26 protein-coding genes are annotated in these 22,572 nt (G+C 57.7%); 8 read left to right on the forward strand and 18 right to left on the reverse strand.

Annotated features, from left to right (window positions below; genetic code table 11):
• Positions 1-207: 207 nt before the first annotated feature.
• Positions 208-1,419 carry a tyrosine--tRNA ligase gene (tyrS, locus tag RYC17_RS18570; protein ID WP_058408581.1) on the reverse strand — a complete coding sequence of 404 codons (1,212 nt, stop codon included), beginning with the start codon at positions 1,417-1,419 and terminating at the stop codon, positions 208-210.
• A 201-nt stretch (positions 1,420-1,620) separates the two neighbouring features.
• Between tyrS and RYC17_RS18575 the strand changes: the two genes are divergently transcribed.
• Positions 1,621-3,039: a peptidoglycan DD-metalloendopeptidase family protein gene (locus RYC17_RS18575; protein ID WP_122258516.1), complete on the forward strand. Its 1,419-nt coding sequence runs from the start codon at positions 1,621-1,623 to the stop codon at positions 3,037-3,039.
• A gap of 3 nt (positions 3,040-3,042) precedes the next feature.
• Complete coding sequence (locus RYC17_RS18580; RefSeq protein WP_058408580.1) at positions 3,043-4,137, forward strand: anhydro-N-acetylmuramic acid kinase; 1,095 nt, start codon at positions 3,043-3,045, stop codon at positions 4,135-4,137.
• 62 nt (positions 4,138-4,199) lie between these two features.
• On the opposite strand, the gene erpA is transcribed toward RYC17_RS18580, so the two are convergent.
• Together erpA and argC are read right to left on the reverse strand one after the other, a co-directional pair.
• Complete coding sequence (gene erpA, locus RYC17_RS18585; RefSeq protein WP_002551953.1) at positions 4,200-4,550, reverse strand: iron-sulfur cluster insertion protein ErpA; 351 nt, start codon at positions 4,548-4,550, stop codon at positions 4,200-4,202.
• Between the two features lie 99 nt (positions 4,551-4,649).
• Positions 4,650-5,684, reverse strand: a complete 1,035-nt coding sequence (gene argC / locus RYC17_RS18590) for an N-acetyl-gamma-glutamyl-phosphate reductase (RefSeq protein WP_058408579.1) — start codon at positions 5,682-5,684, stop codon at positions 4,650-4,652.
• A 133-nt stretch (positions 5,685-5,817) separates the two neighbouring features.
• On the opposite strand from argC, the gene hemJ reads away from it, so the two are divergent.
• From hemJ to coq7, 5 genes are all read left to right on the forward strand, one after another.
• Positions 5,818-6,246, forward strand: a complete 429-nt coding sequence (gene hemJ / locus RYC17_RS18595; RefSeq protein WP_058408578.1) for a protoporphyrinogen oxidase HemJ — start codon at positions 5,818-5,820, stop codon at positions 6,244-6,246.
• Between the two features lie 106 nt (positions 6,247-6,352).
• On the forward strand, positions 6,353-7,261 hold the full coding sequence (locus RYC17_RS18600) for a DUF805 domain-containing protein (protein ID WP_316904033.1): 909 nt from the start codon (positions 6,353-6,355) through the stop codon (positions 7,259-7,261).
• Between the two features lie 63 nt (positions 7,262-7,324).
• A complete protein-coding gene (locus RYC17_RS18605) occupies positions 7,325-8,101 on the forward strand; it encodes an SDR family NAD(P)-dependent oxidoreductase (RefSeq protein WP_002551949.1) in 777 nt (258 codons plus the stop codon).
• 103 nt (positions 8,102-8,204) lie between these two features.
• Complete coding sequence (locus RYC17_RS18610) at positions 8,205-8,543, forward strand: histidine triad nucleotide-binding protein (protein WP_004660762.1); 339 nt, start codon at positions 8,205-8,207, stop codon at positions 8,541-8,543.
• Positions 8,544-8,665: 122 nt separating this feature from the next.
• Positions 8,666-9,313 carry a 2-polyprenyl-3-methyl-6-methoxy-1,4-benzoquinone monooxygenase gene (gene coq7 / locus RYC17_RS18615; RefSeq protein WP_058408576.1) on the forward strand — a complete coding sequence of 216 codons (648 nt, stop codon included), beginning with the start codon at positions 8,666-8,668 and terminating at the stop codon, positions 9,311-9,313.
• A gap of 76 nt (positions 9,314-9,389) precedes the next feature.
• Here the strand turns inward: coq7 and speD are convergent, their stop codons facing one another.
• Together speD and RYC17_RS18625 are read right to left on the reverse strand one after the other, a co-directional pair.
• Entirely contained in the window at positions 9,390-10,184 is a 795-nt protein-coding gene (gene speD, locus RYC17_RS18620; protein WP_002551946.1) for an adenosylmethionine decarboxylase, read from the reverse strand.
• A 242-nt stretch (positions 10,185-10,426) separates the two neighbouring features.
• Positions 10,427-10,849, reverse strand: a complete 423-nt coding sequence (locus RYC17_RS18625) for an OsmC family protein (RefSeq protein WP_057404116.1) — start codon at positions 10,847-10,849, stop codon at positions 10,427-10,429.
• 210 nt (positions 10,850-11,059) lie between these two features.
• On the opposite strand from RYC17_RS18625, the gene crp reads away from it, so the two are divergent.
• Positions 11,060-11,704, forward strand: a complete 645-nt coding sequence (crp, locus tag RYC17_RS18630) for a cAMP-activated global transcriptional regulator CRP (protein WP_005743964.1) — start codon at positions 11,060-11,062, stop codon at positions 11,702-11,704.
• Between the two features lie 11 nt (positions 11,705-11,715).
• On the opposite strand, the gene RYC17_RS18635 is transcribed toward crp, so the two are convergent.
• From RYC17_RS18635 to RYC17_RS18695, 13 genes are all read right to left on the reverse strand, one after another.
• Positions 11,716-12,411: a biotin/lipoate A/B protein ligase family protein gene (locus tag RYC17_RS18635; RefSeq protein WP_122258514.1), complete on the reverse strand. Its 696-nt coding sequence runs from the start codon at positions 12,409-12,411 to the stop codon at positions 11,716-11,718.
• Positions 12,412-12,440: 29 nt separating this feature from the next.
• Positions 12,441-13,277, reverse strand: coding sequence for an indole-3-glycerol phosphate synthase TrpC (gene trpC, locus RYC17_RS18640; RefSeq protein WP_122258513.1), 837 nt, complete (start codon positions 13,275-13,277; stop codon positions 12,441-12,443).
• Positions 13,274-14,323, reverse strand: coding sequence for an anthranilate phosphoribosyltransferase (gene trpD, locus RYC17_RS18645; protein WP_058408574.1), 1,050 nt, complete (start codon positions 14,321-14,323; stop codon positions 13,274-13,276). The genes trpC and trpD overlap by 4 nt, the downstream gene beginning before the upstream one ends.
• 21 nt (positions 14,324-14,344) lie before the next feature.
• Entirely contained in the window at positions 14,345-14,944 is a 600-nt protein-coding gene (locus RYC17_RS18650; protein ID WP_002551940.1) for an aminodeoxychorismate/anthranilate synthase component II, read from the reverse strand.
• 412 nt (positions 14,945-15,356) lie between these two features.
• Positions 15,357-15,866 carry a lysis system i-spanin subunit Rz gene (locus RYC17_RS18655; protein WP_193600953.1) on the reverse strand — a complete coding sequence of 170 codons (510 nt, stop codon included), beginning with the start codon at positions 15,864-15,866 and terminating at the stop codon, positions 15,357-15,359.
• Entirely contained in the window at positions 15,863-16,408 is a 546-nt protein-coding gene (locus RYC17_RS18660) for a glycoside hydrolase family 19 protein (protein WP_316904037.1), read from the reverse strand. The genes RYC17_RS18655 and RYC17_RS18660 overlap by 4 nt, the downstream gene beginning before the upstream one ends.
• A 103-nt stretch (positions 16,409-16,511) precedes the next feature.
• On the reverse strand, positions 16,512-17,033 hold the full coding sequence (locus RYC17_RS18665) for a phage tail assembly chaperone (RefSeq protein WP_122281057.1): 522 nt from the start codon (positions 17,031-17,033) through the stop codon (positions 16,512-16,514).
• A 1-nt stretch (position 17,034) separates the two neighbouring features.
• Positions 17,035-18,912, reverse strand: coding sequence for a phage tail protein (locus tag RYC17_RS18670; RefSeq protein ID WP_122281056.1), 1,878 nt, complete (start codon positions 18,910-18,912; stop codon positions 17,035-17,037).
• Positions 18,913-18,922: 10 nt separating this feature from the next.
• Positions 18,923-19,522, reverse strand: a complete 600-nt coding sequence (locus RYC17_RS18675) for a YmfQ family protein (protein WP_058408570.1) — start codon at positions 19,520-19,522, stop codon at positions 18,923-18,925.
• Positions 19,510-20,550, reverse strand: coding sequence for a baseplate J/gp47 family protein (locus RYC17_RS18680; RefSeq protein ID WP_122258508.1), 1,041 nt, complete (start codon positions 20,548-20,550; stop codon positions 19,510-19,512). Before RYC17_RS18680 ends, RYC17_RS18675 begins: the two co-directional genes overlap by 13 nt.
• On the reverse strand, positions 20,540-20,938 hold the full coding sequence (locus RYC17_RS18685; protein WP_316904038.1) for a phage GP46 family protein: 399 nt from the start codon (positions 20,936-20,938) through the stop codon (positions 20,540-20,542). The genes RYC17_RS18680 and RYC17_RS18685 overlap by 11 nt, the downstream gene beginning before the upstream one ends.
• On the reverse strand, positions 20,935-21,447 hold the full coding sequence (locus RYC17_RS18690) for a phage baseplate assembly protein V (protein ID WP_316904039.1): 513 nt from the start codon (positions 21,445-21,447) through the stop codon (positions 20,935-20,937). The genes RYC17_RS18685 and RYC17_RS18690 overlap by 4 nt, the downstream gene beginning before the upstream one ends.
• The gene (locus tag RYC17_RS18695; protein WP_058408567.1) at positions 21,444-22,571 is read right to left on the reverse strand and encodes a phage baseplate assembly protein; all 1,128 of its coding nucleotides are present in this window, start codon (positions 22,569-22,571) and stop codon (positions 21,444-21,446) included. The genes RYC17_RS18690 and RYC17_RS18695 overlap by 4 nt, the downstream gene beginning before the upstream one ends.
• Between the last annotated feature and the right edge of the window lies 1 nt (position 22,572).

Below are 22,572 nucleotides of genomic sequence, written 5' to 3' on the forward strand. Positions count from 1 at the left end.
CTCATCAGCGGGAGGCGAATTCTACAGCGTTACAACCGCGTGTCAAACTCTTTTTTCTCACCGCTGTCGATCACTGCAGACCCGACCTCTTTCCTCGCTGACTCTTCACTCCAAACCCTCGTAAACTATTGATCTACAAGGCTTTTTCGTTTCCGTCTGCGCCGGAAGTGGGGCGAATTATAGACAGATCACAGAGGGCGTCAACCGTTATTTTGAACTTTCTTCAGAAACCAGGGTAACGCGCCCGAAAGCCTTCTTGCCAGCCTGGCAGACGTGAGTCGCACCCAGCTTGAATACAAAGCCGCGATCCACCACCCCACCATCTATACGCACACCGCCAGATGCCAGCAGATCGCGAGCGACAGCAGCGTTCTTTACCAGCCCCGCCTTATTAAGGACGGCCGAGATCGGCATATCCTCTGTAGCAGCTACGGAAATCTCTGGCAGATCGTCTGGCAGCTCGCCTTCCTTCATACGGTTGCCCGCAGAACGATGCGCATTGGCGGCAGCTTCTTCGCCATGGAAACGGGCGACCAGCTCTTCGGCCAGCTTGATTTTGATATCACGCGGATTGGCACCCGCTTCGCAATCAGCCTTCAAGCCATTGATCTCTTCCATCGAACGGAAGCTCAGCAGTTCGAAGTAGCGCCACATCAGCGAATCCGGAATCGATACCAGCTTGCTGTACATAATGCCCGGCGCTTCCTGAATACCAACGTAGTTGCCCAACGACTTGGACATCTTCTTCACGCCATCCAGGCCTTCCAGCAGCGGCATGGTCAGAATGCATTGCGGCTCCTGCCCATACGCACGCTGAAGCTCGCGCCCCATCAGCAGGTTGAATTTCTGATCAGTACCACCCAGCTCGACGTCAGCCTTCAAGGCCACGGAGTCATAACCCTGCACCAGCGGGTAAAGGAATTCATGAATGGCGATGGACTGATTGCTTTTATAGCGCTTGTCGAAATCGTCACGCTCAAGCATACGGGCGACTGTGTACTGCGAAGACAAGCGAATGAAGTCAGCCGGACTCAGCTTGTCCATCCAGGTGGAGTTGAACGCGACTTCGGTCTTGGCCGGATCGAGAATCTTGAAGACCTGAGACTTGTAGGTTTCGGCGTAGTCGAGAACCTGCTCACGGGTGAGCGGCGGGCGCGTCGCGCTTTTGCCGCTCGGGTCGCCGATCATGCCGGTGAAGTCACCGATAAGGAAGATGATCTGATGCCCCAGGTCCTGAAACTGCCGCAGCTTATTAATAAGCACGGTGTGTCCAAGGTGCAGATCGGGCGCTGTCGGGTCGAAACCAGCCTTGATACGCAGTGGCTGGCCACGCTTCAGCTTCTCGACCAGTTCGGCCTCGACCAGGAGTTCATCTGCACCGCGCTTGATCAGCGCCAGCTGTTCTTCAACCGACTTCATTTCAGCCCCCAATTCAAAGGGAACCAACCTTACAAGATCAGAGCCCAATTACAAGTTTTGCCCAGCGTTCGCCTGCGAATCAGTGACTGATACGCGGGAAGGGTTGCTTCGAGCAGGTTTTGGTTATATTTTATACAGTTATTTCATCTTCATCATGTCATTCATCTTTTCCATTTCACCTTTTTCAAAGTCAAATTACCTATGAAAGACACACCGCCTAAAGCGCCCCCGCTTTATCCGAAGAGTCACCTGCTCGCTGCAAGCGGCATTGCCGCATTGTTGAGCCTGGCTCTCCTGGTTTTTCCTTCCAGCGAAGTTGAAGCCAAACGAACGAATCTTTCCCTTGATCTGGAGATGCCGGATCAGGACGCACAAGACCAAGACGCTCCAGACGCTGCTCAAGCCACACCTGAAACCACTGAATCGCCATTTGCCCAGATCGACAATGCCGATGACCAGGCCCAAGACACCGCCACAGCACAGTCTGAAGCAGAAAAGCCGGCGCCGGCCAAAGACCCTAACCATCGGGAAGTGATCGTCAGCAAGGGCGATACGCTTTCGACTCTGTTTGAAAAAGTCGGGCTGCCAGCCGCTACCGTTCATGAAGTGCTGGCCAGCGACAAGCAGGCCAAACAGTTCACCAAGCTGCAGAACGGGCAAGCCTTGCAGTTCGAGCTATCGCCGGAAGGCCAGCTCAAGCAACTGCATACCAAACTCAGCGAACTTGAAACCATCAGCCTGTCGAAATCGGCTTCCGGCTTCGTTTTCAATCGCGAAATCAGCAAGCCCAACGTGCGTAACGTCTACGTCCACGGGGTGATCAACAGCTCACTTTCACAGTCAGCACAGCGCGCCGGCCTGACTCATAGCATGACGATGGACATGGCCAACATCTTCGGCTACGACATCGACTTCGCGCAGGACATCCGCAAGGGTGACGAATTTGACGTGGTGTACGAACAGAAACTGGTCAACGGCAAAAGCGTCGGCACAGGCAATATCCTGTCCGCTCGCTTCACCAACCGTGGCAAGACCTACACCGCCGTTCGTTACACCAACAAGCAAGGCAATACCAATTACTACACGGCCGACGGCAACAGCATGCGCAAGGCATTCATCCGCACCCCGGTAGACTTTGCCCGCATCAGCTCCATGTTCTCGATGGGTCGCAAACACCCGATCCTCAACAAGATCCGCGCGCACAAGGGCGTCGACTATGCAGCGCCACGCGGTACGCCGATCAAGGCGACCGGCGATGGCAAAGTTCTGCTCGCTGGCCGTCGCGGCGGTTACGGTAATACCGTCATCATCCAGCACGGCGATACCTACCGCACGCTGTACGGTCACATGCAAGGCTTTGCCAAAGGCATACAAACCGGCGGAACCGTTAAGCAAGGTCAGGTAATCGGCTATATTGGAACTACCGGCTTGTCTACTGGCCCGCACTTGCACTATGAATTTCAGGTCAATGGCGTTCACGTAGACCCGCTGGGCCAGAAGCTTCCGATGGCGGATCCGATCGCCAAATCCGAAAAACAGCGGTTCATGCAGCAAAGCCAGCCGTTGATGGCGCGCATGGATCAGGAAAAGGCCACCACGCTGGCCTCGAATAAAAGGTAATCCATGGACTTCTTCTATATAGGTGTGATGTCCGGCAGCAGTCTCGATGGGATTGATATCGCCCTTTTGAAGCAGGATGACCGATCAAGGCTTCTGGCTACTCACTACATCCCGATGCCGGAAGATCTGCATGCCGAACTGCTGGGGCTTTGCTCCAGTGGTGCCGATGAGCTTGCACGCGCAGCAATCGCCGAGCAGAAGTGGTGCAGGCTGGTCGCCCAGGGCGTGCAGACCTTGCTGGAAGATCAAAACATGGTGCCCGCTCAGATTCGCGCCATTGGCAGCCACGGCCAGACTATTCGTCATGAACCTGCGCGCGGCTACAGCATTCAGATCGGCAATCCGGCGCTGCTGGCAGAGCTGACCGAGATCACCGTGGTAAGTGATTTTCGTCGTCGCGACATCGCCGCAGGTGGACAGGGTGCGCCGCTGGTGCCCGCCTTCCACGAAGCACTGTTCGACGATAACAAAGATCACCGCGCCGTATTGAACATCGGCGGCTTCAGCAATTTGAGCCTGATAGAGTCCGATCGCCCGGTCGAAGGCTTCGATTGTGGACCCGGCAACGTACTGCTTGATGCCTGGATACAATCCCAGCGCCATGAAAGCTACGACAAGGATGGGGCGTGGGCGGCGAGCGGCAAGGTTGATCAAGCCCTTCTCAAGAAACTGCTCAGCGATCAGTTCTTCCTGACCAAAGGCCCAAAAAGCACCGGTCGGGAAGTATTCAACCTGGGTTGGGTGCACCATCATCTGTTCCAGCTGCCAACGTTGACTGCTGAAGACGTGCAAGCCACGCTGCTGGAACTGACTGCACTGACCATCACAGAGTCGCTGCAATCGGCACAAGCGGTCACCAAGGAGCTTCTGGTCTGTGGCGGCGGCGCACATAACAAGGCGCTGATGAAACGCCTTGCAGAGCTATTGCCCACTACCGAGGTCAACAGTACCGAGAAGTTCGGCGTAGACCCTGACTGGGTTGAGGCCATGGCGTTTGCCTGGCTGGCTCATTGCTGCCTCGAAGGCGTACCGGCCAACCGCCCAACGGTAACCGGCGCCAAAGGCAGACGTGTTCTGGGCGCGATCTACCCCGCCTGACGCCATGCCACAATGCAAAACGCCGCTCAATGAGCGGCGTTTTTGTTTACAGCACGCTTCGATCAGATCGAGAACGAGGAGCCACAGCCACAGGTCGTGGAAGCATTCGGGTTTTTGATCACGAATCGCGACCCCTCAAGCCCTTCCTGATAATCGACTTCTGCGCCAGCCAGGTACTGAAAGCTCATTGGATCGACAACCAGGCTTACGCCCTCGCGCTCGACGATGGTGTCATCGTCTGCCACATCTTCATCGAAAGTAAAACCGTACTGAAAACCTGAGCAACCGCCACCTGTAACGAATACACGCAGTTTGAGACGATCATTGCCCTCTTCGTCGACCAGGGTTTTCACCTTGTGCGCTGCATTTGGAGTGAACTCCAAAGCGGTAGGCGTGAAGGATTCGACACTCATGTCAGATATCTCCCGGCGTTAGCCGTCGTAATGCGTAATGACGGCATTATCCGCTTCTCCTAGAAAATCGGTCAACTATTTGCTGGACGGCGGCAGTCCTTACGGCATCATGCCCGCGTGAGACAAACCGGCACGCTCATCAAGACCAAACAGGATGTTCATGTTCTGAACCGCCTGACCTGACGCACCTTTGACCAGATTGTCGATAACCGACAGCACGACAACCAGATCGCCGCCCTGCGGACGGTGCACCGCGATGCGGCAAACGTTGGCTCCGCGCACACTGCGGGTCTCGGGGTGGCTGCCTGCGGGCATTACGTCCACAAAAGGCTCGTCGGCGTAGCGCTTCTCGAACAGCGCCTGCAGGTCCACCGAACGATCAGTGACCGTCGCATAGAGCGTGGAGTGAATGCCACGAATCATCGGCACCAGATGCGGAACGAACGTCAGGCCGATATCACCGCCCGCAGCGCGACGCAGGCCCTGGGTGATTTCAGGCAGATGACGATGGCCTTTTACGGCATAGGCCTTGAAGCTTTCATTGGCTTCCGAATACAGAGAGCCGATACTCAAACCACGCCCGGCACCGCTCACGCCAGATTTGCAGTCGGCAATAAGGCGAGTGTTATCGGCAATCCCCGCCTCAAGCAGTGGCAGGAAACCCAATTGGGTAGCCGTCGGATAGCAACCCGGCACGGCGATGAGCCGCGCATTCTTGATCTGCTCGCGATTGACTTCCGGCAGCCCGTACACCGCGTCTTCCAACAGTTGCGGAGCGCCATGAGGCTGGCCGTACCACTTGGCCCACTCGACCGGGTCCTGCAGACGGAAGTCGGCAGACAAGTCGATCACCTTGGTGCCTGCCGCGAGCAGTTCACCGGCCAGGGCATGAGCGACACCGTGAGGCGTGGCGAAGAACACCACATCACAGGCACCCAGGGTTTTCACGTCAGGTACGCTGAAAGCCAGGCCGTCGTAGTGACCTCGCAGGTTCGGGTACATCTCGGCGACTGGCATGCCGGCCTCCGAGCGCGAGGTAATGACCACTACTTCTGCCTGCGGATGCTGTGCCAACAGACGCAGCAGCTCGACCCCGGTGTAACCCGTGCCGCCGACAATACCGACCTTGACCATAACCTGCCCTCAACGAAACAACTGGAAAGCGGTCGATAATAGGAGCCTATCGCTTCTGCGACAACCGACAACGTGACGTACGGACGCACAAGACACTACTATTCGGCCACCGTGAACCTGGGAATAATCAAAAATGCTCTATCTATGGGTCAAAGCGCTGCATGTCATTTCAATGGTCTGCTGGTTTGCAGCCCTGTTCTATCTGCCAAGACTGTTCGTCTACCACTCGATGAGTGAGGACACGGTCAGCCGTGAGCGCTTCATGGTGATGGAGCGCAAGCTCTACCGTGGCATCATGACCCCGGCGATGATCGCAACGCTGGTCTTCGGCGGCTGGCTGATCAGCTTTGATGCCAGCGGTTATTTCAGTCAGGGCTGGATGCACGCGAAGCTGACACTGGTGTTCCTGCTGATCGGCTATCACCATGTCTGTGGCGCACAGGTCAAACGCTTTGCCCGCGGAGAAAATGGCCGCAGCCATGTGTTCTATCGCTGGTTCAACGAGATTCCTGTGCTGATCCTGATCGCTATCGTCATTCTGGTCATCGTCAAACCCTTCTGACCGGAAAGCATTCGGCCTCTCCAGCAACACAACAGGGCGCTCGGCTTTACGCAATGTGTAACGCAAGCGCCCGGTACTGTTCCCCCCCAAGACAAGGAAGCCCTGTATGGCCGATTCCCTCTTCAAGATTGTATTTGAAGGACAGGTGCGTGAAGGCGTCGAGCTTGATACCGCGAAGGCCAACCTTGCGGGGTTGTTCAAAAGCGAAGCTCGCGCAGTGCAAAAGTTGTTCAACGGCCAGCCCGTTGCGCTCAAGCGCGGGCTGACCCACACAGATGCAGAGCGCTACCTGAAGGCACTTAACGATGCAGGTGTCGAAGCACGCATCGAACCGGACAGCGACATCAGCCTGAGCCTCAATGAAACAGCGAGCCCGCCACCACAAAAACCCGCGCATCTGGAAATATCGCCCTATGCGCCGCCCAAAGCACAGGTTGGCGGTGATCAGCCGGAGCATTCGACTCTAAAAGTCCTGAGCATAAACGGGCGCATCGGGCGTTTGCGCTATCTGGCCTGGAGCCTGGTATTGAGCGCAGCGGCACTGGCGCTGGTTGCCGTGTGCCTGCTGACGATGAACGAGTCACTGGTCGCTGGCGGGCTACTGAGCGCGGTGGTGCTCGTGGTGTTTGCAGTCATCGGTGCACAGATCGGTATACAACGGCTGCACGACCTGGGCTGGTCGGGCTGGCTTTTACTGCTGACGATGGTGCCCTTCATAGGCAGCGTCTTCCCGTTCCTCATGGTCCTGCTGCCGGGGACAAAAGGCCCCAATCAGTTCGGCCCGCCGCCACCGCCGAACTCGAAAGGCGTAAAGACGCTGGCCATTCTGTGGCTGTTGCTGCTACCGATTATTCTGATTGGCCTCACTGCCGGAGGCGCAGGCATGCTGCGCGACGAGCTGGAACTGCAGACAGACGAGTACGAGCAATCCCTCCCGTACGACGATGAACAAGACCAGGACAGTGCCTTGGTCGTGCCGGTGGATGTCAACAAAGAGCTCAAAGAAACACAGTGACACGTAATAGACTGCTCACGGTTCGGCAGACTGCCGGGCGCAATATGCTCAATGGAGAAATGCATGACCCGTTACGCCCTGATCACCGGCGCGTCCAGCGGCATAGGCCTGGCGATGGCCGAAGCGCTGGCACGCCGTGGTCGCAGCCTGATTCTGGTCGCCCGCCAACGCGACCTGCTGGAAACAATTGCACTGGAATTGACTCAGCGTTTTGGCGTGGAAGTGCTGTTTCGTGCATGCGACCTGGGCGAACCGCTGCGACTCTCGGGCTTCCTGCTGGAACTGGAAGACGGCGCGCATCAGATTGATCTGCTGGTCAATGCAGCGGGCATCGGCACGTGCGGACCTTTTCTGGCGCAGGACTGGAGCGCCGAGCAGGACCTGATCGACCTGAACATCCTCGCACTGACTCGCCTGTGCCATACCGTCGGCAACCTCATGGCCATTCAAGGTGGTGGCCAGATACTCAATGTCGCCTCCGTGGCGGCTTTCCAGCCAGGGCCGTGGATGAGTACCTACTACGCGAGCAAAGCGTATGTACTGCACTTTTCCGAGGGGCTGCGCGAGGAAGTGAAGAAGGCCGGGGTGAAGGTCTCGGTGTTGTGCCCCGGCCCGACCCGAACAGCTTTTTTCCGTACCGCGCAGTTGCAGGTCAATGTCGACAACCTGATGAGCCCCGAAGAAGTGGCCCTGTATACCGTTCGCGCACTGGCAAAGGACCGTGCGGTGATCATCCCCGGCTTCAGCACCCGGCTATGGACGTTCAGTCCGCGCCTGGTCTCGCGCTGGCTGGCCCGCCAGATCAGCGGCTACATCAACAGGAAGTACTGCCCACGCTGACAGACAAACGACTGGGCGAGCGGCGCCTCGCTCAGTACACTCAGGCGCACTGCTGCACAGCAATACCCTGCGACGACCATCAACCGACAAGGAGCAAACGGCTGTGGAAACTTTGTTTACCAAGATCATCAATCGGGAAATTCCGGCGAAGATCATCTACGAAGATGACCAGGTACTGGCTTTTCATGACATCGCCCCACAGGCACCCGTGCATTTTCTGGTTATCCCGAAAAAGCCCATTCGGACCCTGAACGATCTGACCGAAGAAGACAAAGGCCTGGCGGGGCATATCCTGTTCACGGCGCAGCGTCTGGCCCTTGAACTGGGTTGTGAAGAAGGCTTCCGCGTGGTCATGAATTGCAATGATCTGGGCGGACAGACCGTTTATCACATCCACATGCATGTACTCGGTCAGCGTCAGATGAACTGGCCGCCGGGCTGATCCAGCGTTTCCGGGCTTTGCAGCCGGCCAGCGGCCGTTATGTTCGCTGGCCGCGCCGACACAAGCCCTGCTGCCTGCGGCCGATTCGGGTAAACTGCCCGCATGATCTTCCGGAGGTGCCCATGGCTACCGAACGTCACTATTCCCCCCTCGACCGTCTTTTACTGCAAGCCGATAGCGCAATGCGTACATTGCTGCCATTGAGCGCACATCCGCAACGCCCCTCCCCTGCGGTCGTCCAGCCCGATCACAAGATGAGCGACGTCGACACTCGCCACGTTGCAGGCCTGATGCGCATCAACCATACCGGTGAAGTCTGCGCTCAGGCGCTGTACCAGGGACAGGCGCTGACAGCGAAGCTGCCCAAGGTGCGCAAGGCGATGGAGCATGCGGCTGAAGAGGAAATCGATCATCTGGTCTGGTGTGAGCAGCGCATTCATCAGCTTGGCAGCCATACCAGCGTACTGAACCCGCTGTTCTACGGCCTGTCCTTCGGGATCGGCGCGGTAGCCGGCGTTATCAGCGACCGGGTCAGCCTGGGTTTCGTCGCGGCGACAGAGGATCAGGTCTGCAAGCACCTGAGTGAACACCTTGAGCAATTGCCGAGCGAGGACGGAAAGTCGCGGGCCATTCTGGAACAGATGCTCAGTGATGAAGAACACCATGCCGAGTCAGCGCTGGAAGCAGGCGGCTTTCGCTTCCCGGCACCGGTCAAGTTTGGCATGAGCATATTGGCCAAGGTCATGACCAAGTCGACTTATCGCATCTGACGACGCAACCGGATGGATAAGGACGAATAAAAAAGGCGCCTGCAACAGGCACCTTTTTAATGTCCGGAATCCGGGCTTATACGGCTACGTTACGGCCGTAGAAGATTTCCAGCATTTCGTGTTTGACCTTGGCGGTCACTTGTTCGCGCTGCTCTGCAGACAAGTTGCTGGTCGCGTCGCCGAACAGGTAGTTATCCAGTTCGAACTGCTTGAGCAGCATCTTGGTGTGGAACAGGTTTTCCTGATACACGTTCACGTCGGTCATCTGGTAACCGTTGCGCGTGTCTTCGGACAGGTAATTCTGGATCGAGTTGATTTCATGATCGATGAAGTGCTTCTTGCCTTCCACGTCACGGGTAAAGCCGCGCACGCGATAATCGACGGTCACGATATCCGACTCAAACTTATGAATCAGGTAATTCAACGCCTTGAGCGGTGAAATAACGCCACAGGTCGACACATCGATATCCACGCGGAACGTGGCGATGCCATCTACCGGATGAATTTCCGGGTAGGTATGAACCGTGATGTGGCTCTTGTCCAGGTGCGCCAGGATGGTTTCCGGCAGTGGACCTGGCGACTCTTCGATCTGGCTTTCGGTAGGCGTCACCGGCTGCTCGGAGATCAGAATGGTCACACTGGCACCTTGTGGATCGTAATCCTGACGCGCAATGTTCAGGATGTTGGCACCAATGATATCGACAACATCAGTCAGAATCCGCGTCAGGCGTTCTGCGTCATACACACTGTTGATGTATTCGACATACGCCTGCTGGTCCTGCGGGGTTTCCGCATAGCAGATGTCATAAATGTTGAAGCTCAAGGTCTTTGTCAGGTTATTGAACCCGTGGAGCTTGAGTTTGCTTTTCACCGTTAAAAACTCTCTATATGGGTGCGGCGCCAGCCGCGTGATCAAGCATGCCCGTCAGTTGAGTCCGGCTCATCTGCGTAGGACGGTTAACACCTCTTCGCGTTGGCGATTTTGGTTGTCTGTTCGGGCCTGCAGCAGAAAACCAGTACATGCTGCGCCCTGAAAAAGTGGCGCATTATGCAGACGTCCGAAGCCGTCTGCCAGAGTGTGCGCCGTTTTTATGATCGTTGGATGTCTGGCGTTCAGGTCAACTCGACAATTTCATAATCGTGAGTGATCTTCACACCCGCGTTTCCGAGCATTATAGAGGCAGAGCAATATTTCTCCGCCGACAGCTCGATAGCCCGTTTGACCTGAGCTTCTTTCAGACCGCGACCCTTGACGACGAAGTGCAGATGAATTTTGGTGAACACTTTCGGATCTTCATCCGCGCGCTCGGCGTCAAGAAATGCCTCGCAGCTTTCCACTGGCTGGCGCGACTTCTTCAGGATGCTCACCACGTCAAAGTTGCTGCAGCCGCCCAGGCCGATCAATACCATTTCCATCGGGCGTACACCCAGGTTGCGGCCACCGCTTTCAGGCGGGCCGTCCATCACTACCACATGTCCGCTGCCGGATTCGCCGAGGAACATGGCTTCGCCAGCCCATTGAATGCGTGCCTTCATCGCCAGGACTCCACTGTAAAAAAGGGGTCGCCAGCTTAGCACAGCGCCAAACCCTGCCTGGACGCATTGAAACAATGCTTTTTGTAGGAAACGCGTAGGAATATTCGCAAATAGCTTCCTACACGTCTGGAAAAGCTGGTGAGAATGCAGGCGCAGCCGATACCTACAGGTATGCCATTTGGCCATACATCTTATTTTCGGAAGTCACGCATGGTCGCAATAACATTTACGCCCAAAGCAAACAGTCTCGACAAGCTGCTGCCCCATGCAGAACGCCGCCGCTGCCCCGCCAAAAGCAACATCATCAATGCGGGTGATCGCTCTGAGTCGCTGTTTCTGATCCTGAAGGGCTCAGTCACGGTTCTGATCGAAGATGACGAAAGACGCGAGATGATCGTCGCCTATCTCAACAGCGGGGATTTTTTTGGTGAACTGGGTCTGTTTGAGCAGCCGGGACGCGAATCCGTGCGCAGTGCATGGGTGCGAGCCAAGACCGAATGCGAAGTGGCCGAGATTTCATACGGCGCCTTCCGCGAGCTGACCCGCCAGGAGCCGGAAATTCTCTACGCTCTGGGCAGTCAGATGGCCGAGCGCCTGCGCAACACCACACGCAAGGTCGGTGATCTGGCGTTTCTCGATGTCACCGGGCGAGTAGCTCGCACGTTGCTTGAGCTGTGCAAGCAGCCAGATGCAATGACCCACCCGGACGGGATGCAGATCAAGATTACCCGCCAGGAGATCGGACGCATCGTAGGCTGTTCAAGAGAGATGGTCGGGCGCGTGCTCAAGGCCCTGGAAGAGCAGAGCCTGGTCAACGTCAAGGGAAAAACGATGGTGGTGTACGGTACGCGCTGAACCTCTGCCAGTCAGAGTTCAGCGAGTAGCTGCCGATAGGCCTGCGCCAGGCGAGGCAGAACGTCGACATCCGGAAACACTTCGTGCAAGGCAACGTGGCTTTCGGCCCGAATACGTGGCTCAAGCTCACAAAGCTCATTGAAGCGGTTGACCGCTCCCGCCATCTGTACACGCTCATCATCCAGCAACAATGCGCCGTGGGCCAACACTACAGGACGCGTTCCGCCCTGACTCTGCCGCCAGCGCTGGGCAGTTCCGACCATCTTGCGACCATCAAGGTTGACGTTGAAGCGGCCGTCGCAGAATGCACCCGCCACTTCGCCCAATGAAGCCTGGCCGCCCAACTCGATCAACAGGTTTAGCAACGGCTGACACAAGCGCAGGTAAGCGGTTTCTATGCGGTCACGATCAACATCAGCAGCGGGCTGTGCATAGACCAGCGCGATATTCACTGTGGAAGAGGATTGTGGCACCGGCTCACCACCGGTTTCACGCAACAACACGGGCCATCCATTGTCAGCCAGGGTCTCGCTTGCCTCGACAAAACCCGGCAAGCGGCTCATGCGGCGCGGCATGACCAGCGCCCGGTCATTGGGTCGCCAGAACAGCAACCCATGATCGGCAGCGCCGGAACACACAGCCGCCAGAAGGTCCTGCTCGGCCTGCAAGCCTTGTTCGACGCAGATGTCGATGATCGAGTCTTGCATGCCGGACCTCAGCGTGGTGTTCAGTTCAGTCAGTCGATGGACGGGCCGCTCGCCGCAAGCTTGCGCTCCGGAAAGAACAGCCGCTGCAACTCGGCGCCCGGGTGTTCGGCGCGCATGAAAGCCTCGCCCACCAGGAACGAATAGACATCGTTGATTTCCATCAACTCGACATCCGCACGATTGAGAATGCCGCTTTCGGTGATGACCAAGCGATCACGCGGGATGCGCGGTAGCAACTCCAGCGTGGTTTCCAGGCTCACTTCAAAGGTGTGGAGGTTGCGATTGTTGACACCCACCAGCGGTGTATCAAGCGTCTTGAGTGCGCGCTCCAGCTCGTCGCCGTCGTGCACCTCGACCAGTACGTCCAGTCCGACACGCTTGGCAACGTCGGCCAGCTCAGCCATTTGCGCGTCTTCCAGTGCCGACACGATCAGCAGAATGCAGTCAGCGCCCAGCGCGCGAGCCTCGACCACCTGATAAGGATCGATCATGAAATCCTTGCGGATCACCGGCAAATTGCACGCCGCCCGAGCTTCCTGAAGATAGGCATCGGAACCCTGAAAGAAATCGACATCAGTGAGCACTGAAAGACAGGTCGCGCCTCCCGCCTGATAACTTCTGGCGATCTCGCCCGGCAGGAAGTTTTCCCGGATAACGCCTTTGCTTGGAGACGCCTTTTTGACCTCTGCGATGACGGCAGGCAGCTTCAACCTGGCCTGAGTAATCAGCGCGTTGGCAAAGCCACGTGGCGCATCGGCGCTGGCGACCTGTTGTTCAAGTTCGGCGAGGCTGACAATTGCTCGACGGGCCGCAATTTCCTCGGCCTTTCGAACAAGAATCTTTTCCAGTACGGTTGGCACGCTCATGCTTCGTTCTCCTGTTTGAATACTGCCGTGAAGGCACCCAACTCTTCCAGCTTTTCCCGCGCAAGGCCGGTGTGCAGGGCATCGTGTGCCAAGGCCACACCCTCTTTCAGGCTGGTCGCATGATCGGCAGCATAGAGCGCGGCGCCGGCATTAAGCACGATCATTTCCGCGGCTTTCTGCCCGTTCTCGGTCTTGCGTCGCCCAAGCGCATCACGAATCAGTTCCAGCGAAACTGCCGGACTTTCCACAGCGAGGCCATACAGACTCTGGCTTTTGATGCCCAGGTCTTCGGGCTGTACCCAGTATTCAGTCACTTCGCCATTTTTCAGCTCGGCAACGAAGGTCGGCGCGGCCAGACTGAACTCGTCCAGGCCGTCCTGCGAGTGCACCACCAGCACATGCTTGCTGCCCAGCCGCAGCAGCACTTCGGCCAGCGGCCGGCACAACGCCTGATTGAACACGCCGACGATCTGGTGGCGAACCCCAGCCGGATTGGTCAGCGGGCCAAGCATGTTGAACAGTGTGCGCAGCCCCAGCTCACGGCGCGGCCCGGCAGTGTGCTTCATTGCGCTGTGATGGGACTGGGCAAACATGAAGCCGATGCCCACGCTGTCGATGCAGCGAGCCACCTGAACAGGCGTAAGGTTCAGATAAACCCCGGCGGCTTCCAGCAGGTCGGCGCTGCCGCTCTTGCCCGACACTGCGCGGTTGCCGTGTTTGGCCACCGTGCAGCCAGCAGCTGCGATGACAAAAGCCGACGCCGTGGACACGTTGAAAATATTTGCGCCGTCACCACCAGTGCCAACGATGTCTACAACGCCATCCAGTGTTTTCAGCTCAACACTGCTGGCCAGCTCACGCATGACCGAAACAGCACCGACGATCTCATCGATGGTTTCACTCTTCATGCGCATGCCCATCAGAAACGCACCGATCTGCGCTTCGGTGCATTGGCCGGTCATGATCTCGCGCATGACGTCGCGCATCTCGTCAGTGGTCAGGTCCAGCTGGTTGACCACGCGGTTCAGCGCGCTTTTGATGTTCATGGGGGTAGTCATAAAAAATCCTTAGCCCTGACGATGGCCGCCGCTCTGCTTGAGAAAGTTGGCGAACAGCTCGTGGCCCTGCTCGGTCAGAATCGACTCAGGGTGAAACTGTACCCCTTCCACGTTCAACGTTTTGTGACGCAGGCCCATTATCTCGTCAACCGAGCCGTCTTCCAGCGCAGTCCAGGCGGTCACTTCCAGGCACTCGGGCAAGGTATCGCTTTTTACCACCAGCGAGTGGTAGCGGGTTACCACCAGTGGGTGATTAAGACCTTCGAACACGCCGCCGTCCTGGTGCACCACCGGGCTGGTTTTGCCGTGCATCACCTGACGCGCACGCACCACATCGCCACCAAAGGCCTGCCCGATGGACTGATGCCCCAGGCACACACCCAGAATCGGCAGTTTGCCCGCGAAATGTTTGATCACTTCAAGCGAGACACCGGCTTCATTGGGTGTGCACGGGCCGGGCGAGACCACGATGCGTTCGGGGTTCAGGGCTTCGATCTGTTCAATGGTCAGTTCGTCGTTACGAATGACTTTGACATCGGCCCCCAGCTCACCGAGGTACTGCACGACGTTGTAGGTGAACGAATCGTAGTTATCGATCATCAGCAGCATTTTGCTATCAACCTTTTGATTTACTGACTTGATTCAGGCCTTCCGGATTCCACTTCGCCCATGCGTCCCCTCTTCAGCCACAACGCTGGGGGTGACAGAGGCAAAGGCATCATATATCGAAGGCATACAGGTACGGGTCCGGCAGGGCCGGCAAGGAAATAGTCAGGCGCGCCAACGCCAACGGGCGTGAGCCTTGATAACGCGCATCAAGAGTTTGCTGACAGTCGTCACGGAAGGGGTCTCATCGGTACGTTTCGGGACATTAGCGTACCGAACCGACCGGTGCAATATGAATGTACCGGGCTGCGCCGATTGAAAAGCGGTTAAAAGCTGAAAAGAGGGCCGCGCCTCCTTGTGGAGGCGGGATTGAGGCAGGGGCACGATGGCCGAGGGTGGGGAGCCGAGAGGAACATCAGTGCGCAATCTCGCGCACGTAGGCCTGGCAGGCCTTCAAAGCGATCAATCCCTGATCGCCGTAGTCGGTGATGGCGACAATTCGTCCAGCAGCCGCTGGGTCAAGTTCGCCTCGCGAGCTTCCATGAACCACGCCGCCGGAACCGGAGGCGGTTGGCATTCCATCGCCACCGGTGGGGCTGGCAAGGAGGACTGACAGCCGCAAATCAGCGGTAGCCAGACGATCACGCAAGCGAGCCTGAGAAGTCTGTGCATCGCTCAATTCCTTATGAATGGTTGTATCGTTATCTTGCAGACGGAGTTCCAGCGCCCGCCTTCGTGCTTGCTCAGCGTTCTGCCAGTCGACGAGCGCCAGCGCCGCCTGTTCGCGCTCTTGCTGCCACGTCAGCTGTTGCGCGGACAGTTGCAGGCCATAGCGGGCCGCCTGCCACTGCCAGGCGGCCCATGTACCCAGCCCTGACCCCAGCACGAATGCGAGGATCAGGAATCGCATCTCCAGCACTTTCACGGCAGCACCTCCAATGCCCGCTGGTAAAGCGCCTGCCGATCTGCCAGGCCATTGGTGCCTCCGTTGATACGCCGGGTGATCATCAGAAAATCACCCTTGTCTGCCAGCGCGTTGAGGTTGGCACGGTCCCAGAACCACGCCGCCGACATGGCGGCATGCTCCGGCTGTTCAAGCAGTTGCGGCTGGCGCAACAAGTCCAGCCCCAGCGCCTCCCCGCACGCTTCATAGTTGGTCCGCCCCGTCACCTGAATAAGCCCACGGCCCCGGTACAGTTGGCCGTCGCCATCTGCCTCCGGCGTGTTGCCCAGACGTAACGCCAACTGCCCGGTGTCGTACTTGGCCAGATAGCTGTCGCTACCCAGCTCGCGCACATACCGAAGCTGCCCGGACTCATGCCCGATCTGGGCGATGAACGCGGCGATACGCAGGCGAGTGTCGATGGCGTAACGAGCCATTGCGGTGTTGAGAGCAGGAACAAAAACGCCGGCTTGGGGGCCGGCGTTGGGGAGGATTTTTAGTAGTTGTTGCTGGTTGATAAGCATGGAGCCTCCTAAGTAGTTTGCTTACATCCCAGGTCGACGAAGATTTTCTGCTTCACGCGCAATACACACTGCGGATAAAACAACGCCCCGTCAGTGCGGGGCGTTATCCAGCCATCGTCTTCTGAGCATCAGGCTCCGAGGGGGGCGTAAAAATAAAAGGCTGTGCTGGCGGGTCGGGCCACTCGACAGAAAGAGGAAACCCTGTTTGAGACTCTATCTGCGCAAGACTTACCCGATAAGCTCTCCAAGCATTAAATTCCGCTTCCAATCCGGCAAGACTGGCTACCTGTTGATCGTTGGCCTTATTAAGCTCAACAGCATCATGGATTATTTCCAACGCTATTTGCAGGGCGTTGATTTTCGCGGTTGCCAGCGCTGAGGCCGAGCCCCGTTTCAAATTGACAGAAGCCTGAATTTCCAGCTCGGTCGGTTCACCAATATCACCAAACTCTCCCGCCACGGCCAGTTGGTAAATTTCTCGCCCATGGGCAACGATATCGTCTGGCGATGCCGCAAACGGAATTTCACCCAGCGTGTCTTCCGTTTCTACAAAAATGACATCCAGAGTGACAACGTTATGTTCAACATTCCAGCGTGGGTTACGCGCACTTTTCAGAACAGCCATATCAGGAAATCCTCATGCAAACAGTGACCGAGTTAGCATCATTTAAGTTTTTGTCCAGGACAAAGCCCATCAATCGCCATGTGCCTACCGGGGCCCCCGTGGCATGACCAGACGTTGCAGAATACAAGCAGGATGAACCCGCAACAGCTTCACCCGGATTACCTGAAGTACCGGTATTCCCTCCTCCTATCAACAGAAGTGCATAGGTTCCAATACCGCCAGCCTGCTGCGCCCCTATGTTGGGCATGAGATTGTTCTCGGTCATGATCCGGCCCCAGTCAGTATTGTCTACTGTCAGTCTGGGTTGAGCGCCATCGTAGCCAATTCTGATTAGGTTACTGAGTTGCCCAACGCCGGTGCCTTGCTGAACCGCAGTGAAGCCAAGTCGCGGCTGCAGGTAATAAACCGTACCGTCCACTGTTCTGCGCATGTATGGAAGATTTACGTCATTACCGGCAAAGCCTATATTGGTTATGGAGTCCGCCAAAGGTCGCTGTGAGTCACGCAGATCACTTTCAGCCTTTGTGTAAGCATCGGCGATACGGTACGAAGCGAGCGTTGTACCCCAGTTAGCCTTGGTTGTCGGGTCGAAATTCTTGGCATACCAGAGATTGCCCATATCGGTTTCATCAACGGTCGCTTTAAGACCGTTGTCCGACCAGCCTATCTTCACGACATTGTTGAGCTGACCCAAACCAGTGCCCTGCTGAACCGGCGTATACAGCAATCTAGTCTGAAGCCAGCAGGTCGCAGAGTCAGAAGATCGTCGCATGTAGGGCTGCCCTAGATCTCCACTGCCCAGCCCTACATAAGAGATAGCGTCCGCCAACGCCCTACTGGCCAGTCGCGTATCCACTTCACTTTTGGCATACACCTCAGCCTTGGTGTAAGCGTCAGTAATTTTATAAGACGCCAGCGTAGTGCCCCAGTCAGCTTTGGTGGCTGGATTAAAGTTGTTCGCATACCAGATATTGCCAAGATCAGTAGCATCGACCATCGCCTTGAGGCCGTTGTTCGACCAGCCGATCTTCACCTTGTTGTCGAGCTGGCCTGTACCACCGCCTTGTTGTACCGGAGTAAAACCCAGGTTCGGTTGCAGGGAAACCAAGGCGCCATCGGACTCACGGCGCATATAAGGCGCATCAGGCTTGTTATTGGAAAGACCTACATGCGTGATGGAATCACGCAGCGGCCGCTGAAGATCGCGCAGATCGGCCTCGGCCTTGGTATACGCATCCGAAATACCATTACCGCTAAGTGTTGTAGGGTTGCTCCCCTCTTCCACCTGCCCGAACTTATTGACCTTGACCCGGGTGTAATCACCCGCAGCAACACCACTGCGTCCCAATAGACGCTCGAACGCAAGGTCAGTTGTACCCAACACCGGCACTGTCGTATTGACCAGTTGCCACACGGTGCCTGCGTTTTTCGTGCCGGCCTGCACCGGCACCAGATGACCCGGCGTGCATTCGGTGCTTTCGTTCGCATCCTGCGCACGAGCCCAGGCGCCTGCCGCGGCCACGTAAATCCAGTTCTGCGACGCAGTGTCCTGATTCTTCACCAGCACCCGATCACCGGCCACCAGCGTGACGTCATCAATGGTCTGCAAACCGCTCAGCCCAATGGAAACTGTCGTGGCGCAACGCACTGCTTTCTTATAGTCAGATGCGGCGAGCCCGAGAATGGCCCTGTGCAATTGAGTGACATCTTCCTCATTCGGCACCAGGCCAGCGCCGAGGATGACGTTCAAAATCTCCTGCGTCACCGAATTCCCCCATGCCGCAGGGATCAGCGAGCCGGGTGTGCCGGTTGCCGGGTTTTCATCTACAAACTTGCCGCTTGCCAAGCCTACGCCTGGCACACTTTTGGGATAATCCACGTTGTGTTCCTCAGTTGAAGTTAACGAATTCGACGCTATGCGCCGGTGCAGCTCGACGGATCAAACATTCGATAGCGAGCCCGGGGTTGACCCCGAATCGCTCTCCCCAGTAGCTGGCCCCGAAGCGCCGCCCAAGCCGCTGGCGACCGCCGGTGTTCAGGGTCCACATGAACTGCGCGTTCCAGGTGCCGAAGTGCGCCTGGCCAAAACGCGAACGCCCCATACGGGGCGCTCGAAATTCGGTGACGGTGGCGTCGGGGTAGCCCTGGCTGACGGCAATGTCGATGTAGAACGCTGCGTTCTGCCCTCCTGTTGCCACCAGCCGCTGGCGCACTGACAAGCGTCGATCTGCGAACAAGGGTTTGAGCCCCAGGCACGGATCCGGCAGGTTCATGACCCGCTCCCAGTCCGGTACCAGTTCACTGACGGTTGCAGGGTCCATTTCGTTGAGCAGGTCGAACGCACGGCCATCGATGCGCGCGAACTCGCGGGACAGGCCGGTAATGACCTGCTGCAATTCCGGTACGCGCTCCGGGTCCCACGCAGGCCCGGGTGGCAACAGCGCCTGCAATTGCCCGGCGTAGTGCTCGGCAGTTCTTATGACGACCATTGAATGCCCCCGAACGTGAGTAACTGGTTAGGGCCTGCGGCTACATTGGCAACAGGCGCAATCAGCACATGATCGGTTTCGCCGGTCGCGCGGCTGATGGCCTCGGCGATGTGCGTCAGCAGCAGGGTTTCGCCCAGTCCGCCCTCACGGTTGTGCAGGTCCAGCAATTGAGCCTCAACCGCTGATCGCACGGCAGAGCTATCAGGCGTGAGCCTGATCGTGTAGATCACAGGCTTCTGCACTGGCGCCAACACATATACATCGGCAGTAACCGGACGCAGCGGCTCTATGTAAGCAGCCACCGCAGCCAGTTGCTCGGTGTCAGGAATCGGGTCAGCCTCATCGTCACGCATGAAGAACACCGCCACCGTACCCGGCCCCATGAAGCGACGCACACACCAGGCGCGCGTCACCCCCGGCACTTCCAGCGCCCAGGTCACGTAGTCGTCCTGATTGCCGCCGTGAGGAATGACCCGGTAGGAGCGCACCACTCGAGCACGCAACGACTCGATACTTTCCTGCGCGATGCCGCCAGTCAGACCGTCGCCGATGACGGTGAACGTACTGTCGATGCCTTCGACCGGTTGCACGGCAGTCATGACCAGACCGGCATCTGCGTTACCAAGCACGCCTGCATCCACGGCTTCGACCGTGGTTGTGTTGTTGCCTGCAACCGTGGTGACGCCTTTTGTCACTCGATAGAAGCGCCCGTCACTGAATTGCAGAACCGTGTCGACATCCAGCACTGCACCGACAGCGGCGGTAAAACGCACGGAGCCAGTGGCGGCCTGGGCAACCTTGCGTGGCTGCCTCAGACGCAGGATGGCTTGCCGCTCAAGGGTTTCCTCGTCGGCGGTGTCCGGCAGAATCTGGTCGGCAATCCAGTCCTGATAGCCGTACAGCCCGTAGGCCGCACCGCTGTGTGCACGGGACAGTACCCGGGCATCGGACTGACGCAGCGCTTCGTCGGCGAGGTCGACCTGGGTTCGGTTGATCAGCGCCGGTAACGTAGGTGTTTCAAACGGCATAAATCACCTGCCACTGTTCAGAAGGGTTGAAGCGCACGATCTGACCGTCCGAAACGACCAGCTCGACGCCCAGGTTCAGGCGATTGCTCTGAACCTGTTCGGTAAGGATGTTTATGTTGCTGACCTGACCGTCGTCGATCAGCCAGGCGAGCGCTTCGCGCGCATAGAACTCGGCGTCGCGCTGGGTCTGCCCAGTGAGCCGGACCCTGCGCAGCAGCCACAGCCTGGAGCCGATACGGTCGTTGGCCTGCGCCGGGTAGGTATCGCCCCACCAGCCAAAACGTTCGGCATCGTCGAACGGATCGTCCGCTTCGGCGCGACGCCAGGTGAACAGGCTGATGACCACCGAGCGCAGCAAGGACGCCTGCAGAGAGCCTTCAATAATCATCCGGCACCTCCAGCGGGCGGTCCGCTCTGGCCGTTACCTGCCTGAACACCGGCATGCAGATGGCTGATCTGGCTGATGCCAGCGGCAAGCTGGTCGCCCTGGGAGACGATCTTTCCGGTCTGGGTGATCTGCGGTGTGTCGAAGTTCACCGCTACCGCGGCCTTGATGTTCAAGGTGTCGGTTTCAATGTCGATGACCTTGCCGCGCTTGAGGTGAACCTTGTCGCCCTCGTCGGTGTAGATCGCCACTTCGCCCGACTCCAGGCCCTTGAGGCGATAACGACGATCAGCCACCACCAGCAGCAGCCCGTGTGATCGGTCGCCACCAATGAAGGCGGCAATGCCCTCGGCGCCAGCCAGCGGATTGCTGGTGAAGCCATAGGGCTCGAAGTGTTCCATGTCGTCCTTGACCTCTCCGGCGGTGAGGCGCATTTGCAGCGCCTGCATTTTGCTGCTGGCCCTGGCGAGCACCACCGTGCCGCGCACCAGCATGCGATTGAGTAAGCTCATGAGGTTGTTTCCTCGTCGATGGGCAGCAGCCAGGAGTAAGCGTCCTGATTGACCTGCACCTTGCTGCGCTTGTTGGGGTCACCCGGCTCGGCCTGGAAACCTTCAGGCGGACCGACCACCAGTGTGGTGATCGTGCCTTTATCGGTCAGGGAATAGGTCACCGCTGAAATCAGCATGTTCCTGCTGGTAAAACCGATGACCGGATCGATCACCCGCACCATGGTGTTGTGCCGCCAAAGCGCGCCGTTGGACTGCCGCCAGCCCTGCACCTTGTACGTGGTGAGCAGTGCCTTGCCCGCCCGCTGACCACGCTCCCAATTGGCCCGACTCAGGGCAAGCGCGGGAGTGATCGGGGCGTCCTCATGCACGATCAGCACACGCAGACGTTTTTCATGCTCCGGGTCGTCATGCCTGAGGTCGATGACTTCGGCTGACACCTCCGACGCTTCCTTGCCGAATGTCTTGTCATTACCGGTCTGCTGACCAATCACCCGGTATTCGGAAAAGAGTCCGGAAAAATCCCGGGCGATGCTGGCGCTGAGTACATTCTTGCCGAGCTCGAGCGCGTCGGCGCTCTGCCCTCGACTCCCCGGCCTGGCCAGTACCACATTGCCGTACTCGTCATCGGTGGAAAAAATCCGGAACAGGGTCAACAGTCGGTCAATGGACTTGAACACGGTTTCGGCCGGCTCGATGGTGTGATCTGCCATTTTCGAGGTCTCCGGTATTTCGCTGATTACCGTCAACTTGTAGGGAGCAGCCAATGCCTCGACAATCTTCAGCACCCCAACACCTTTCCACTGGCTCGGCCTGTTGATAGCCGAGCAGTCAATGAGGTCGGCGGTTTTCGAGCGACCGGAAATCGTCAGTTTGACCTGCGTGCCGTCGTAGCTGACCGGCGCGGCAAACACCCAGCCGGTCAGGATCAGCTCGCCGCCGATACGCACTTCGCAGGCGGCACCGGGGGTGATCGGATGCGCGACTTCAGTGCCCGGCCACTGCCAGGTAATACTCACCTCAAAGCTGCGGGCCTGACGCTCGATCCCGGCAGATATTTCCACCGATTTCCAACCGGCATAGTCGTGCTTGTCTACCGTCAGGGTGACAACGTTAGGGTCGATCATG

The organism is Pseudomonas syringae group sp. J248-6 (assembly GCF_032586995.1).
Classification (GTDB): Bacteria; Pseudomonadota; Gammaproteobacteria; order Pseudomonadales; family Pseudomonadaceae; genus Aquipseudomonas; species Aquipseudomonas amygdali.

Coding starts and splice junctions, on each gene's coding strand:
- trpD (WP_058408574.1), bottom strand. CDS start 14,323: ATGAACATCAAAAGCGCGCTGAACCGCGTGGTCAACCAGCTGGACCTG.
- RYC17_RS18605 (WP_002551949.1), top strand. CDS start 7,325: ATGACCCGTTACGCCCTGATCACCGGCGCGTCCAGCGGCATAGGCCTG.
- RYC17_RS18635 (WP_122258514.1), bottom strand. CDS start 12,411: ATGCAAGACTCGATCATCGACATCTGCGTCGAACAAGGCTTGCAGGCC.
- RYC17_RS18575 (WP_122258516.1), top strand. CDS start 1,621: ATGAAAGACACACCGCCTAAAGCGCCCCCGCTTTATCCGAAGAGTCAC.
- RYC17_RS18625 (WP_057404116.1), bottom strand. CDS start 10,849: ATGAAGGCACGCATTCAATGGGCTGGCGAAGCCATGTTCCTCGGCGAA.
- RYC17_RS18680 (WP_122258508.1), bottom strand. CDS start 20,550: ATGCCGTTTGAAACACCTACGTTACCGGCGCTGATCAACCGAACCCAG.
- RYC17_RS18665 (WP_122281057.1), bottom strand. CDS start 17,033: ATGGCTGTTCTGAAAAGTGCGCGTAACCCACGCTGGAATGTTGAACAT.
- erpA (WP_002551953.1), bottom strand. CDS start 4,550: ATGAGTGTCGAATCCTTCACGCCTACCGCTTTGGAGTTCACTCCAAAT.
- coq7 (WP_058408576.1), top strand. CDS start 8,666: ATGGCTACCGAACGTCACTATTCCCCCCTCGACCGTCTTTTACTGCAA.
- RYC17_RS18675 (WP_058408570.1), bottom strand. CDS start 19,522: ATGGTCGTCATAAGAACTGCCGAGCACTACGCCGGGCAATTGCAGGCG.
- trpC (WP_122258513.1), bottom strand. CDS start 13,277: ATGAGCGTGCCAACCGTACTGGAAAAGATTCTTGTTCGAAAGGCCGAG.
- RYC17_RS18685 (WP_316904038.1), bottom strand. CDS start 20,938: ATGATTATTGAAGGCTCTCTGCAGGCGTCCTTGCTGCGCTCGGTGGTC.
- tyrS (WP_058408581.1), bottom strand. CDS start 1,419: ATGAAGTCGGTTGAAGAACAGCTGGCGCTGATCAAGCGCGGTGCAGAT.
- hemJ (WP_058408578.1), top strand. CDS start 5,818: ATGCTCTATCTATGGGTCAAAGCGCTGCATGTCATTTCAATGGTCTGC.
- RYC17_RS18600 (WP_316904033.1), top strand. CDS start 6,353: ATGGCCGATTCCCTCTTCAAGATTGTATTTGAAGGACAGGTGCGTGAA.
- RYC17_RS18650 (WP_002551940.1), bottom strand. CDS start 14,944: ATGCTGCTGATGATCGATAACTACGATTCGTTCACCTACAACGTCGTG.
- RYC17_RS18695 (WP_058408567.1), bottom strand. CDS start 22,571: ATGATCGACCCTAACGTTGTCACCCTGACGGTAGACAAGCACGACTAT.
- crp (WP_005743964.1), top strand. CDS start 11,060: ATGGTCGCAATAACATTTACGCCCAAAGCAAACAGTCTCGACAAGCTG.
- RYC17_RS18580 (WP_058408580.1), top strand. CDS start 3,043: ATGGACTTCTTCTATATAGGTGTGATGTCCGGCAGCAGTCTCGATGGG.
- RYC17_RS18660 (WP_316904037.1), bottom strand. CDS start 16,408: ATGCTTATCAACCAGCAACAACTACTAAAAATCCTCCCCAACGCCGGC.
- argC (WP_058408579.1), bottom strand. CDS start 5,684: ATGGTCAAGGTCGGTATTGTCGGCGGCACGGGTTACACCGGGGTCGAG.
- RYC17_RS18690 (WP_316904039.1), bottom strand. CDS start 21,447: ATGAGCTTACTCAATCGCATGCTGGTGCGCGGCACGGTGGTGCTCGCC.